Origin of the sequence: Saccharopolyspora gloriosae, assembly GCF_014203325.1 — a bacterium.
Taxonomy (GTDB): domain Bacteria; phylum Actinomycetota; class Actinomycetes; order Mycobacteriales; family Pseudonocardiaceae; genus Saccharopolyspora_C; species Saccharopolyspora_C gloriosae.
In genome coordinates this window covers 1,697,706-1,710,521 of the sequence record NZ_JACHIV010000001.1, presented here as the reverse complement: position 1 = coordinate 1,710,521, position 12,816 = coordinate 1,697,706, and the positions used below count along the sequence as shown (strand labels likewise).

Below are 12,816 nucleotides of genomic sequence, written 5' to 3'. Positions count from 1 at the left end.
CCTCCCCGGCATCCGATTTAGGCTGACGGGGCGAATGAAACGGAGAAACGCCACATGGGCGACTACGCCAAGGCGCTGGGCGGCAAGCTCCGCGCTATCCGCCAGCAGCAGGGTCTCTCGCTGCACGGCGTCGAGCAGAAGTCAGGCGGGCGGTGGAAGGCCGTGGTCGTCGGGTCCTATGAACGTGGCGACCGAGCGGTCACCGTCCAGAAACTCGCCGAACTGGCCGACTTCTACGGTGTTCCGGTCGCGGAGCTACTCCCGGAGGGACGGGTGCCCTCCGGCGCCGAACCGGCCACCAAGGTCGTGATCAACCTGGAACGGTTGCAGCAGCTGCCTGCCGAGAAGGTCGGGCCTCTCGCCCGGTACGCGGCGACCATCCAGAGCCAGCGCGGTGACTACAACGGCAAGGTGCTGTCCATCCGGACCGAGGACCTGCGATCCCTCGCCATCATCTACGACATGACCCCCGGCGAGCTGACCGAACAGCTCATCGACTGGGGTGTCCTGCCGCCCGAGGCACGACCCGCTCGGGAGGAGTGAAACGCAGTCGTTCTGCCCGGGTGTCCGGGTAGCGGAACCTCAGTGAGCCTCTCGCTGCGGGATCTTTTTCCCAAGTGGCTCCGCCACGAAGGAAAAGGCCGTCCTCGCGAGAGGCTCACTGAGAACCCGCCGGTGAGCGGCTTTTCGACATGGGCTATTCGCTTCGCGAATCCAAGCACGGCTTCGCCGCAAGGCAGGCTTGCTCCGCAGCCCAAAGGCACGGCTACGCCGCTAGGCACGGCCTTCGGCAGCAAGGCGAAGGCAAGCGTGACTTCTGCCGCCGTTGCGACTTCACCCGCTGAGAAGGCGACGACCAAAAGGCCCGCTCACTGGGAGCGGCAAGATCATGGGTGGCCGAGAAACCGATTACCGGGACCGGCGCGAGAAATCGCGGGAGGACGCCGGGATCGGCGAACCCCGCGATGGGCGCGGGTCAGCTCTGGGCTTCGGAGTCCGCGCGTTCCTTCGCCGCCGCCTCGGCCGCCTCCAGGTTGCGGATCGACGTGCGCAGCCGATCGCTGATACCCGCGATGCGGCCCAGCACGCCGTTGACGAACCGCGGCGAATCGTCCGTGGACAGCGCCTTCACCAGCTCCACGGCCTCGTCGATCGCGACCGCGGGCGGCACGTCCTCGCTCCACAGCAGCTCGTAGAGCCCCAGCCGCAGCACGGCCCGGTCCACCGCGGGCATCCGGGCCAGCGTCCAACCCTCGGAGTGCTCGACGAGCACGTCGTCGATGCGCTGCCGGTTGCCGGCGACGCCCTCCACGAGGGTGACCGTGTAGTCCCCGACCGGCGCGGCCTCGGGCGCGGCGAGCCGCTCGGACAGCAACGTCACCGCGTCGAGACCGCGCAGGTCGGCCTCGTACAGCACGTCCACCGCCCGCTTGCGGGCCTTGCTCCGTGAGCCCAACTCACATCTCTCTTTCCACTGTTCCCCGCCCGGCACGAACCGCGGCCCTGCCGGACGAACCGGCGGGGCCGCGGGTGCGGCGGGAACGAATCACTTGGTGTTGACGCGACCCAGGTAGCGACCGTCGCGCGGGTCGACCTTGACCTTGTCGCCGGTGTTCAGGAACAGCGGCACCTGGATCTCCGCGCCGGTTTCCAGGCTCGCCGGCTTGGTGCCACCGGTCGAACGGTCGCCCTGCACGCCGGGGTCGGTGTGCTGCACGTGCAGCTCCACCGAGGCGGGCAGTTCGACGTACAGCGGCTCACCCTCGTGGCGGGCGATGACCACGTTGCTGTTCTCCAGCATGTAGTCCGCCGCGTCACCGACCACGCCGCGCGAGACCTGGACCTGGTCGTAGGTGTCCTGCTCCATGAACACGAAATCGGTGCCGTCGTCGTAGAGGTACGTCATCTCGCGGCGGTCCACGTTCGCGGTCTCGACCTTCACGCCTGCGTTGAAGGTCTTGTCCACGGTCTTGCCGGAGAGCACGTTCTTCAGCGTGGTGCGCACGAAGGCGCCGCCCTTGCCCGGCTTGACGTGCTGGAAGTTCACGACGGACCAGAGCTGGCCGTCGATCTTGAGCACGAGTCCGTTCTTGAGGTCGTTCGTGGATGCCACGTGTCCGGTCTCTCCATGTGATGCGGGCTGCGGTTGACTCGCTGAGTCGAGTGCGGCGCCGCCGCTGCATGTCGGCCGCACGCGCACCGCGCTCAGACGGCGACGAGCTCCTTGGTCGTCAAGGTGAGGAGTTCCGGCGTGCTCTCGCGCACGGCCAGGGTGTCCTCGATGCGGACCCCGCCACGCTCCGGCAAGTACACGCCGGGTTCGACGGTGACCACCATCCCCTCTTCGATCCTACCGTCCCCCCGCTGCGACAACGCCGGTGCCTCATGGATCTCGAGACCCACGCCATGTCCGACGCTGTGCGGGTACCGCTCGCCGTACCCCGCGTCGTCGATCACCTGGCGCGCCGCGCCGTCCACGTCGCGCACATCGGTGCCCACCCGGACCGCGCCGCGACCCGCTGCCTGCGCGGCGTGCACCAGCTCGTAGACCTCGCGCTGCCAGTCGGCCGGAGCACCCAGCACCACGGTGCGCGTCATGTCCGAGTGGTACCCGTCGACCAGAGCGCCGAAGTCCATCTTCACGAAGTCCCCGGCCGCCAACGCGGCCGAAGTCGGCCGGTGGTGCGGGATCGCGGAATGCGCGCCCGCCGCGACGATCGTGTCGAACGCGGGACCCGCGGCACCGTGCTCCAGCATCCGCGCCTCCAGCTCGCGGGCCACCTCCAGCTCGGTGCGGCCGGGACGCAGCCCGCCGTGCTCGATGAGATCCGCCAGCGCCCGGTCGGCGGCGGCGCACGCCATCCGGATCGCGTCCACCTCCGCGGCATCCTTGACCAGCCGGAGGCGTTCGACCAGGCCGGGGGCACGGGTGAGCTCGATGCCCGGCGCCGCCTCGGCCAGCGCATCGCGGCCGTCGACCGTGACGTGCTGGCTCTCGAAACCCGTTCGCCGGTACCGGTCGGGCGCCTTGGCGACGTGCTCGGCCAGCACGAGCTCGCTGGGCCGCTCGATGATCCGCTCCAGATCCGGGACCTGCTCGGCCGCCTGCGTCGAATAGCGCCCGTCGGTGCTGAACGCGGTGGCCCGCTCCGCGCCCGGCTCATCGGCGGCGTGCACCACCACCGCGGCCTGCGAACCGGTGAACCCGGTGAGGTAGCGGATGTTGAGCAGATCGGTCACCAAGAGGGCGTCGAGGTCGGCTTCGCGGAGCAGTTCGCGCAGGGCATGGCGGCGGCGGGAGTGGGTCTCGGGCATACGCACCAGCCTAACGAGACGCCCCCTGCTGTTTCTTTCGTAGCGGGAAGGCGCCACGGGTCGTTCTGCTTCGGGGATCGAGTGGCGGGTTCTCAGTCGGTCTCTCGCTGCGGGATCTTTTTCCCAAGTGGCTCCGCCACGAGGGAAAAAGCCGTCCTCGCGAGAGACCGACTGAGAACCCGCCGGTGAGCGGCTTTGTGACGTGGGCTATTCGCTGCGCGAATACAGGCACGGCCTACGGCCGCAAGGCAGACTTCGCTTCGCTCGTCCAAAGACACGGCTACGCCGCAAAGCACGGGCTACGGCCGCCGAACAGGCTTGCTCCGCCGCCCGAGGCACGGCTTCGCCGCACAAGCACGGCCGTCGGCTGCCGAGCAGGCGGGGCTTCGCCTGTGCGCGGCGCGACTTCGCGGCCGGGTTGAGCTGGTGTTTCTTGCCGTTGACCTTGATGGGGAGGGGCTTGTTCGTTGCCGTTGCAGCACTATCGGTGGGTGGGGGCTGTTCAGCGGAGGTCGCCGACTTGGGGTCTTGCGTCCCAGGTTCGCTGGTCGGTGTCGGAGATCGGTGAGTCGTTGGCTTCGGCCGTGTCCGGGCCGATCGTCCACGTCCGGCCGTGGTCGTCGACGATGGCGAGTTCGCCCGACGGGGAGCGCAGGACCGGTGCGCCGGCGCGGATGGTGCCCTCGGTGGGCACCTCCTCCAGCGCGGGGACCCGTTCGTCGAGGACTCGGCGGACCATCGTCTCGGCCACCGAACGACGCTCCACGCGCACCTTCCGGCCGCCGCGCACCACGTCCACGGTCCGCTGCGGCGAGGGGACGCCGAACGCCTCCAGCACCCCGCGCGCCCGCTCCGGATCAGCGCAGCCGGCCACCCCCGGCACGTCCAGTCCGAACGAGCGCAGCGCGGTGGGCGCCGGGGCCGGCTCGGTCGCCCGCAGCAGGTCCACCGGCACCGTGCCGCACGGGTCCGCGGTGGATGTGGGAGCGCGGCCGTCGTCAGCCCGGACCAAACCGGGGCCCTCACGCCACGGCCCCGGCAGCAGGAGCGGCTCGTACGGGTGACCGGTGAAATCGCGGTCCCAGAAGGTGATCGTCGTTCCCCGCTCCGTCTGGTGCGCGATCGCGAACGCCGCCAGCGCGTCGCTCCACATCCAGTCCGCGCTGAACGCGTCCACCACCGAGCGGCGTCGCGGCGCGTCCGTGGTGCCCGCGGGCTCGAAACCGGAGTCCGTCAACGCCTGCACCCGGTCGGAGAACTCCGCGTCCCTGGCGCGCAGCACGAACTGCCCCGCCCCGTTCCAGCCCGCACCGGACGCTGTGGTGTCGGTGAACAGCAGGTAGAACCAGCCGTCGAGGAACAGCGCGGACGGCTGGCCCGCGCCGTAGTCGTTGTCCCGCCGCACCTCGCCGGACGGCCGCACGATCGGCCCACCGGCCGCCGCCCGCCGCCAGGACCTGCCGTCACCGCTGGTCGCGACGCCGATCGCGTTGCCGTGCGCGTGCTCCCCGGCCGCACCCGTGTAGTACAGGTGGAACCGGCCGCCGGTCCGCAGCACCGAGGGATCGCAGGTGTGCTTGCCGTCGAACGCGCCGGGCTCACCCGTGAACACCGGCACGGCCGGAGCTCCGGAGAAGCCGAAATCGCCTTGCAGGTCCCCGGATTCGGCGAACAGGACGTCGTCGCCGGGCGGCCCGATCGCTGGGAGCTGGCTGCACCACCACGCCCGGTACCGCATGCCCTCGCCGTCCGGTTCGGCCAGCACCGTCGGCCCGTAGTTGTACGGCGCCGGGTTCCCGCCGGAAGCCACCACCGATCCGCTCGACCGCTCGTTCGCGGTGCGAAGCGTCGTGGTGGTCAGGCTGCGCTCCACGGGCCGCTCCAGCCGCGGCGGCGGGGTTCCCGGCGCGCAGGCCGCGCCCAGCGCGAACACCACGCCGATCGGCACCGCCCTGCGCGCCCACCAGGACAGGCGGGACCGTTCGACCATGTGCGGAAAGAGCCTTCCCCCGTGCGATCACCCGCCACCCGCGGGACGCCCGGCCACCGCCGGGCGAAGCTCAGTCTAGGCGGTCACCGCGGCGGGCTCGGGGCCTTTTCCGCCGGTGCGAAGCCGATGAGCAGTGATCTCCGCAACGGAACCGGCCGCGACGTCCACACCGGACTCGGCGGTCGCGCGGCGGAGGCCGAGGCGACCTCCGCCACCGGACACCTGATCCTCACGCCTCCGCGGAGTGCTCCTCGGCGATCCAGCGCAGCGCCAAGGTGTAGCCGCGGACGCCGAGCCCGACGATCACGCCGGTGGCGATCTCCGAGAGGTAGCTGTGCGAGCGGAAGTCCTCCCGCTTGTGCACGTTGGAGATGTGCACCTCCAGCAACGGGCCGGTCAGCTGCGAGCACGCGTCGCGGACCGCGACGGAGTAGTGCGTCCACGCCGCCGCGTTGAGCACCACCGGAACGCCCGCGTCGGCCGCCTCGTGCAGCCAGCCCAGCATCTCGCCCTCGTGGTCGGTCTGGCGGACCTCCACGTCCAGGCCCAGCTCCCGGCCGGTGCGCTCGCACAGCGCGACCAGGTCCGCGTACGTCGTGGCGCCGTAGATCGACGGCTCCCGCGACCCCAGCCTGCCCAGGTTCGGGCCGTTGAGCACCAAGGTCCTCACAGGAACACCTCCGTGCCGCTCTGCTTGCTCTCACCGCCGGTCAGCGCCGAATAGGCCGCCGCCACCAGCGACGGGTCCGGGCCTTCCAACCGACCGGGCTTCGCGATGCCGTCGAGCACGACGAACCGCAGCAGGCCGGAGCGGGACTTCTTGTCCAGCTTCATCGACTCCAGCAGCTGGCCGAGCGCCTCCGGGTCGTAGGAGGTCGGCAGGCCCAGCAGGTCCAGCACCCGCTTGTGCCGGTCCGCGGTCTCGTCGTCGAGGCGGCCCGCCAGCCGGGCCAGCTCGGCGGCGAACACGAGCCCCACGCTGACCGCGGCGCCGTGGCGCCACCGGTAGCGCTCCCGGCGCTCGATCGCGTGCGCCAAGGTGTGGCCGTAGTTGAGGATTTCGCGGCGGCCGGATTCGCGCAGGTCCGATGCGACCACTTCGGCCTTCACCTGGATGGAACGCCGCACCAGCTCTTCGAGCACGTCGCCGGTCGGGTCGAGCGCCGCCTGCGGGTCCTGCTCGATCAGTTCGAGGATGTGCGGGTCGGCGATGAACCCGGTCTTGACGATCTCCGCGCTGCCCGCGATGAGTTCGTTGCGCGGCAGGCTCTCCAGCGTCGCCAGGTCCACCATGACCGCGGTCGGCTCGTGGAACATCCCGACGAGGTTCTTGCCCGCCTCGGTGTTGATGCCGGTCTTGCCGCCGACGGCGGCGTCCACCATGCCCAGCAGCGTGGTCGGCACGTGCACGACGCGAACGCCGCGCATCCAGGTCGCGGCGATGAACCCGGCCACATCGGTCACCGCGCCGCCGCCGAAGGAGACCACCACACCGGCGCGATCCATGCCGATCTTGCCGAGGACCTCCCAGCAGAACCCGGCCACGGCGAGGCTCTTGCCCTCCTCCGCGTCGGGGATCTCCACCCGGTGCGCGTCGAGGCCGGCCGCGGCCAGCTCTTCCCGCACCGTCTCCACGGTCGCGGTGATGCTCGGCTGGTGCAGCAGTGCCACCACCGAGGTTCCGGTCAGCAACTCGACGAGATCGCCGAGCAGTCCGCGGCCCACCACCACGTCGTAGGGCTGCTCGGACTCGACCCTGATCCGCACCGGTTCGGGCATCGTTCTCCACTCATTCAGTCGCGGCTCGGCAACCGCCGCCGGGACCACACGAGTCCCGCGGCGCTCACTCGCGATTATTCACGCTTCGCCGTCGCGGGTGGCGCCGCCCGGACGAATCTCGTCGAGCTTGCCCGCCACCAGCTCCACCAGGCGCCACGGCTCCAGGCCGTCGGTGGGTTGTTCCACGTCAGCGGCCTCCCGGTACAGCGGGAGCCGCGCGTCCAGCAGGGCCTTGAACGTCGCGCGGGGGTTCACCCCGGCCAGCAGCGGACGGGAGGTCTGCGCCAGCCCCGTGCGCCGCGCACCTTCGGCGAGTCCGACCGTCAGGAACACCACCGGGTGGTCGGCGAGCAGCTTGCGGGTGCGCTCGGAGATCACCGCGCCACCACCGAGCGAGAGCACGCCGGGGTGCTCGGCGAGGGCCGTGGCCACCGCCTGCTCCTCCAGCTCGCGGAACGCGGTTTCGCCGTCGACGGTGAAGATCTCCGGGATCGGCTTGCCCGCCAGGCGCACCACGTCGTCGTCGGTGTCGCGGAACTCCACCCCGAGGTGGTCGGCGAGCAGCCGCCCCACCGTCGTCTTCCCCGAACCCGGGGGGCCGACCACCACGGCGCGCGGTGACATCAGCGCACCTGCCGCTTCTCGGCGCGTTCGGCCAGCGCGGCGAGGTAGCCCTCGACGTTGCGGCGGGTCTCCGGCAGCGAGTCGCCGCCGAACTTCTCCAGCACCGCCTCGGCCAGCACCAGCGCGACCATCGTCTCGGCGACCACGGCGGCCCTGGGCACGGCGGTGATGTCGGAGCGCTGGTGCATCGCCTGCGCCGGTTCACCGGTCACGGTGTCCACGGTCGCCAGCGCGCGCGGCAGGCTGGAGATCGGCTTCTTCGCGGCGCGCAGGATCAGCGGTTCGCCGTTGGTGATGCCGCCTTCGAGCCCGCCCGCGCGGTTGCTGCCGCGGCTGACCCACTTGGCGCCGTCGGCCGGGTAGATCTCGTCGTGCGCGGCGCTGCCACGGCGGGCGGCGTTCGCGAACGCCTCACCGATCTCCACGCCCTTGACCGCCTGGATGCTCATCAGCGCACCGGCGAGCCGGGCGTCGAGCTTGCGGTCCCAGTGCACGTGCGAGCCGATGCCCGCGGGCAGGCCGTAGGCGATGACCTCGACGACGCCGCCGAGCGTGTCGCCGTCGGCCTTGGCCGCGTCGACCTCCGCCATCATCCGCTCGGTCGCGTCGCCGCCGAAGGCCCGCACGGGATTCTCGTCGATCGCAGCGAGGTCGTCCGGGCCGGGAAGCGCTTCGCCGGCCACGCTGACGGAGCCGAGGCTCACCACGTGGCTGACGATCTCGACGCCCAGCAGCTGGTGCAGGAAGCGGCGCGCGACGGTGCCCGCCGCCACGCGGGCGGCGGTCTCGCGGGCGCTGGCGCGCTCCAGCACCGGGCGGGATTCCTCGAAGCCGTACTTCTGCATGCCGGGCAGGTCGGCGTGGCCGGGCCGCGGCCGGGTCAGCGGCTCGTTGCGGGCCAGCCCGGCCAGCACGTCCTCGTCCACCGGGTCGGCGGACATGACCTGTTCCCACTTGGGCCATTCGGTGTTGCCGATGCGGACGGCGATCGGACCGCCCTGGGTGCGGCCGTGACGCACCCCGCCAATGATCTCCAGCTCGTCGGATTCGAAGTTCATCCGCGGGCTGCGGCCGAAGCCGAGCTTGCGGCGCTCCAGCTGGGTCGCGATGTCAGCGGTGGTCACCTCCACTCCGGCGACCATGCCTTCCAGCACCGCCACCAGGGCGGGACCGTGCGATTCTCCGGCTGTCATCCAACGCAACACACCCGAAATCCTGCCACGCAGCACCTGCGCACGGCCGATGCGGGTGCGGATCGGTCAACCACCTCCCGGAATCGGGCCGAACGCCGTGACCAGCCAGGCGGGCAGCAGCATCGCCGGACCGTGCGCCACGGCCCGCTTCCGGGCGCAGCAGGCGTGCAGCACGGTGAGCACCGCGCTCGCGAGCACGCACCCCAGCACCGCCGGAACCGAGACGGCGCCCACGGCCGCGCCGAGCGATCCCGACAGCTTCAGATCGCCCGGCCCCAGCGCGGGCGGCGAGAGCATGCGCACCAGCGCGTAGCAGCTCGCGAACAGCAGCGCGCCCAGCAACGCCGCGAACAGCGGCGCGGGCTCACCGACGGCCACGGCCGCGGCTCCGACGGCCGCGAGGGCGACCGGATAGGCGGGCAGCGTCAGCACGTCCGGCAGCCGGGAGGCGATCAGGTCGCAGACCGCGAGCAGCACCCCGGCCCAGCCCAGCAGCAGCGGCACCGGCGCCCACCACACCGGTAAGGCCCCGGACGCCGTCCGCGCCGCGACCAGCGCCCACAGCACTCCGACGCCGGCTTCGCAGCACCACCGGGGAGGTCGCACTCCGACCAGCCGGGACGCCAGCAGCGACCGGCCTGCTCGGCCCGCCACCGCTCCCAAGGCTCCGGCGGACAACATCGCGAACGCGCTCGTGTGATCCATGCGCCCAGCGTCACCGACGAACGCGGAAAGCGAGGTGCCGACATTCGTCGGCGTGTCGGACCGCTGCGGCGGCGGACACGAAAGAGCGGCCCACCGGAGCCCGGCGGGCCGCCTTCCGATCGACTTCGAGTTAGCCGCCCTCGACGGTGAACAGCGGATCGCCCGCCGCGACCTGGCCGTCCTCCCGCAGGTCGCCCAGCGACTCGGGAGTCAGGTCCAGCGCGACCACCGGGCACACCGAGGAGTAGCCGTGGCCCTCCACCGCCGACGGGTCCCAGGTCACGATCGGCTGACCCGCCTCGACGGTGTCGCCCTTGGCGACGTGCAAGGTGAACCCCTCGCCCTTGAGCTGCACCGTGTCGATGCCCAGGTGCACCAGGACCGCGGTGCCGCCCGCGGAGGCGACCACGAACGCGTGCGGGTGCAGCGTGGCGACCGTCCCCGCGATCGGCGCGACCGCGTCGGCGGGCCCGGCCGCCGGTTTCACCGCCACGCCGGGGCCCACCATGGCCTGCGAGAACACCGGGTCGGGCACGTCGGCCAGCGACGCGGCCAGGCCGGTCACCGGGCTGCGGACCTCGACGCTCACAACAGGTCCTCGATGTCGCCCGCCAGCGTGTCGGCCTCCGGACCGACGACGACCTGCACGACCGAGCCCTGCCGCAGCACCCCGTGCGCGCCCGCCGACTTCAACCCGGCCTCGTCCACGCGCGAGTCGTCGTGGACCTCGCAGCGCAGGCGCGTGATGCACGGTTCGATCTCCACCACGTTGTCCCCGCCGCCCAGCGCGGCCAGGATCGCGGCGGCCTTGTTCTGAGCCACCCGTGCTCCCTTCGTACTCCGGCGGTCTTCGCCCGTCGGTGATCGTTAGCGGTGCCGGAAGGGTCCCGCAGTTGGTCGATCTTGCGTTACCGAGTGTCGAAGCGGCAACAAAAACATCCCCGCCTTGACACCCATCCGTGTGAGGCAGCATTCTTCCGCATCAACTGGTATAGACCGGACAGTACCAATGATCCGCATCACGGTGGAACGCATTCGACCGCACGAGCGGAACCAACCCGGCCGACACCGCACGGACGGCCGGAACCGGCCCTGATCAGGGAGAGCGTCGTGGCCAAGCGCAGCACAGCGGACACGCTGCTCGACGGCCCCACGCCGAAGCACGCCCAGTTGCGGGAGATCCTCCGCGAGATCGCCACCAGGGAACTGCCGCCCGGCTCCGCGATGCCCTCCGAACGAGACCTCACGCTGCGCTACGGCGTCTCCCGGCTGACCGTGCGCGAAGCCATCGGGCAGCTCGTCGCCGAAGGACTGCTCGTGCGGGTCCGCGGCAAGGGCACCTTCACCGGCCGCCCCCGCGTCGACGTCCGGCTGCACCTGGCCTCCTTCACCGAGGACATGCGCCAACGCGGCCTGCACCCGGAGACGACGGTGCTCGGCCACGCCGAACTACCCCCGCCGCCGGACACCGCGGAGGCGCTGCGGCTCGCGCCCGGTGACCCCGCGTACTGGCTGACCCGGCTGCGCAAGGCCGACGGCGCGCCGCTCGCGGTCGAGCGCGGCTGGTTCCACCCGGCCGCGGCTCCCGGCCTGCTCGGCCACGACCTCACCGAGTCGCTGTACTCGCTGCTGCACCGGCACTACGGCGTGCGGCTCGAACACGCGACGCAGACCGTCCTCGCCGAAAGCGCGGACGCGGAGACGGCGCGCCTGCTAGAAGTCGATCCCGGAAGCCCGCTGCTGGTGTTCCGCCGGATCTCCACCGCTCGCGACATCCCCGTCGAGGACATGCGGTCCTGGTACCGGGGCGACGCGTACCAAGTGACGATGCCACTGCGAACCGAGGCCGGAGAGTCCGGCCGCCCATCCGAGGAGGTAGCCCCATGACCGTCGGCTCAGCGAGCGGCGGCGCGAGCAAGGGCTTCGCGCTGCTGCAACGGCTCGGCCGGAGCCTCATGCTGCCCATCGCGGTGCTCCCGGCCGCCGCGCTGCTGCAGCGGCTCGGCCAGGATGACCTGCTGGGCAGCGTGGGGGGTCTGCAGACCGTCGCCGGCGTGATCGGCGCCGCCGGTGGCGCCCTGTTCGACAACCTGCCGCTGCTGTTCGCCATCGGCGTCGCGATCGGATTCGCGCGCAAGGCCGACGGCACCACCGCGCTCGCGGGCGCGGTCGGCTACCTGGTGCTGTCCGGGGTGATGTGGCAGATCACCGAGCAGGAGGACGGGACCACCTTCAACAAGGGTCCGTACGGGGTGCTCGGCGGCATCATCGCCGGTCTCGTCGCGGCCTGGCTGTGGCAGCGCTACCACCGGATCAAGCTGCCCGACTACCTCGGGTTCTTCGGCGGACGCCGCTTCGTGCCCATCGTCACCGCCGTGGCGATGCTGGTGATCGGTGTTGTGCTCGGGCTGCTGTTCCCGCTGTTCGACGCGGTCCTGACCGGGTTCAGCGACCTCGTCACCGCCAACGCCGTCCTCGGCGGCGGCCTCTACGGCGTGATCAACCGGCTGCTGCTGCCGTTCGGCCTGCACCACATCCCGAACAACGTCGTGTGGTTCCTGTTCGGCGACTACAACGGCGAGAAGGGCGACATCGCCCGCTTCTTCGCCGGTGACCCGACGGCGGGCACCTTCCAGACCGGCTTCTTCCCGATCTTCATGTTCGCGCTGCCCGCCGCCGCCCTGGCCATCTGGCGCAGCGCACCGCCCGCGCAGCGCACCGTCGTCGGCGGCGTGATGCTCTCGGTCGGCCTCACCTCGTTCCTCACCGGCATCACCGAGCCGCTGGAGTTCTCGTTCATCTTCGTGGCGTGGCCGCTGCTGCTGATCCACGCGGTGCTCACCGGCACCTCGCACGCGCTGGTGAACTTCCTGGACATCCACTCCGGGTTCGGGTTCTCCGCCGGTGCCATCGACTACGTGCTCAACTTCGGCATCTCGCAGAAGTCGCTGTGGCTCATTCCGATCGGGCTGGTCTACGCCGTCATCTACTACTTCGTGTTCCGCTTCGTGATCACCAAGTGGAACCTGCGCACCCCGGGCCGCGAAGACGACGGAGAGGGTTCCGCCCTGCTCGACGAAGGCCAGGGCAGCGGCGAAACAGGGGAAACGTCCAGTGCCACCAAGGCGACGATGACCCAGGACGCTCCGCCCGAAACCGGCGGAGGAGACGAGAACGGCAAGGACGCGGGCAAGGCCTGACGTCCCGACC

General features: G+C 71.1%; 13 protein-coding genes and 1 pseudogene. 3 read left to right on the top strand and 11 right to left on the bottom strand.

Going from position 1 to position 12,816, the window contains the following annotated elements; genetic code table 11:
• Window positions 1-54: 54 nt before the first annotated feature.
• Window positions 55-543, top strand: a complete 489-nt coding sequence (gene bldD / locus BJ969_RS07790) for a transcriptional regulator BldD (RefSeq protein WP_009943043.1) — start codon at window positions 55-57, stop codon at window positions 541-543.
• Window positions 544-976: 433 nt separating this feature from the next.
• Here the strand turns inward: bldD and nusB are convergent, their stop codons facing one another.
• The 11 genes and pseudogenes from nusB to BJ969_RS07735 form a co-directional block, all read right to left on the bottom strand.
• The gene (gene nusB, locus BJ969_RS07785; RefSeq protein ID WP_184478144.1) at window positions 977-1,456 is read right to left on the bottom strand and encodes a transcription antitermination factor NusB; all 480 of its coding nucleotides are present in this window, start codon (window positions 1,454-1,456) and stop codon (window positions 977-979) included.
• 90 nt (window positions 1,457-1,546) lie between these two features.
• On the bottom strand, window positions 1,547-2,113 hold the full coding sequence (gene efp / locus BJ969_RS07780) for an elongation factor P (protein ID WP_184478143.1): 567 nt from the start codon (window positions 2,111-2,113) through the stop codon (window positions 1,547-1,549).
• A gap of 92 nt (window positions 2,114-2,205) precedes the next feature.
• Window positions 2,206-3,315 carry a M24 family metallopeptidase gene (locus BJ969_RS07775; protein WP_184478142.1) on the bottom strand — a complete coding sequence of 370 codons (1,110 nt, stop codon included), beginning with the start codon at window positions 3,313-3,315 and terminating at the stop codon, window positions 2,206-2,208.
• 502 nt (window positions 3,316-3,817) lie between these two features.
• Window positions 3,818-5,305, bottom strand: a complete 1,488-nt coding sequence (locus BJ969_RS07770; RefSeq protein ID WP_221315739.1) for a glycoside hydrolase family protein — start codon at window positions 5,303-5,305, stop codon at window positions 3,818-3,820.
• A gap of 229 nt (window positions 5,306-5,534) precedes the next feature.
• Window positions 5,535-5,975, bottom strand: coding sequence for a type II 3-dehydroquinate dehydratase (gene aroQ, locus BJ969_RS07765; protein ID WP_184478141.1), 441 nt, complete (start codon window positions 5,973-5,975; stop codon window positions 5,535-5,537).
• Window positions 5,972-7,084 carry a 3-dehydroquinate synthase gene (aroB, locus tag BJ969_RS07760; protein ID WP_184478140.1) on the bottom strand — a complete coding sequence of 371 codons (1,113 nt, stop codon included), beginning with the start codon at window positions 7,082-7,084 and terminating at the stop codon, window positions 5,972-5,974. Before aroB ends, aroQ begins: the two co-directional genes overlap by 4 nt.
• Before the next feature lie 78 nt (window positions 7,085-7,162).
• Window positions 7,163-7,708, bottom strand: coding sequence for a shikimate kinase (locus BJ969_RS07755; protein ID WP_184478139.1), 546 nt, complete (start codon window positions 7,706-7,708; stop codon window positions 7,163-7,165).
• Window positions 7,708-8,913, bottom strand: coding sequence for a chorismate synthase (gene aroC / locus BJ969_RS07750; protein ID WP_184478138.1), 1,206 nt, complete (start codon window positions 8,911-8,913; stop codon window positions 7,708-7,710). Before aroC ends, BJ969_RS07755 begins: the two co-directional genes overlap by 1 nt.
• A gap of 54 nt (window positions 8,914-8,967) precedes the next feature.
• The gene (locus BJ969_RS07745) at window positions 8,968-9,606 is read right to left on the bottom strand and encodes a prepilin peptidase (RefSeq protein ID WP_246456714.1); all 639 of its coding nucleotides are present in this window, start codon (window positions 9,604-9,606) and stop codon (window positions 8,968-8,970) included.
• A gap of 130 nt (window positions 9,607-9,736) precedes the next feature.
• A complete protein-coding gene (locus BJ969_RS07740) occupies window positions 9,737-10,195 on the bottom strand; it encodes a glucose PTS transporter subunit IIA (protein ID WP_184478137.1) in 459 nt (152 codons plus the stop codon).
• A pseudogene (locus tag BJ969_RS07735) lies at window positions 10,192-10,434 on the bottom strand (PTS sugar transporter subunit IIB); the annotation flags it as partial. The pseudogene BJ969_RS07735 and the gene BJ969_RS07740, both read right to left, overlap by 4 nt.
• A 282-nt stretch (window positions 10,435-10,716) precedes the next feature.
• Here BJ969_RS07735 and BJ969_RS07730 point away from each other — a divergent pair.
• Window positions 10,717-11,493, top strand: a complete 777-nt coding sequence (locus BJ969_RS07730; RefSeq protein ID WP_184478135.1) for a UTRA domain-containing protein — start codon at window positions 10,717-10,719, stop codon at window positions 11,491-11,493.
• Window positions 11,490-12,806 (top strand): PTS transporter subunit EIIC, encoded by a 1,317-nt coding sequence (locus tag BJ969_RS07725; RefSeq protein ID WP_184478134.1) that lies wholly within the window; start codon window positions 11,490-11,492, stop codon window positions 12,804-12,806. Before BJ969_RS07730 ends, BJ969_RS07725 begins: the two co-directional genes overlap by 4 nt.
• Window positions 12,807-12,816 lie beyond the last annotated feature (10 nt).

Coding starts and splice junctions, on each gene's coding strand:
- aroB (WP_184478140.1), bottom strand. CDS start 7,084: ATGCCCGAACCGGTGCGGATCAGGGTCGAGTCCGAGCAGCCCTACGAC.
- bldD (WP_009943043.1), top strand. CDS start 55: ATGGGCGACTACGCCAAGGCGCTGGGCGGCAAGCTCCGCGCTATCCGC.
- BJ969_RS07745 (WP_246456714.1), bottom strand. CDS start 9,606: ATGGATCACACGAGCGCGTTCGCGATGTTGTCCGCCGGAGCCTTGGGA.
- BJ969_RS07755 (WP_184478139.1), bottom strand. CDS start 7,708: ATGTCACCGCGCGCCGTGGTGGTCGGCCCCCCGGGTTCGGGGAAGACG.
- BJ969_RS07725 (WP_184478134.1), top strand. CDS start 11,490: ATGACCGTCGGCTCAGCGAGCGGCGGCGCGAGCAAGGGCTTCGCGCTG.
- BJ969_RS07770 (WP_221315739.1), bottom strand. CDS start 5,305: ATGGTCGAACGGTCCCGCCTGTCCTGGTGGGCGCGCAGGGCGGTGCCG.
- BJ969_RS07775 (WP_184478142.1), bottom strand. CDS start 3,315: ATGCCCGAGACCCACTCCCGCCGCCGCCATGCCCTGCGCGAACTGCTC.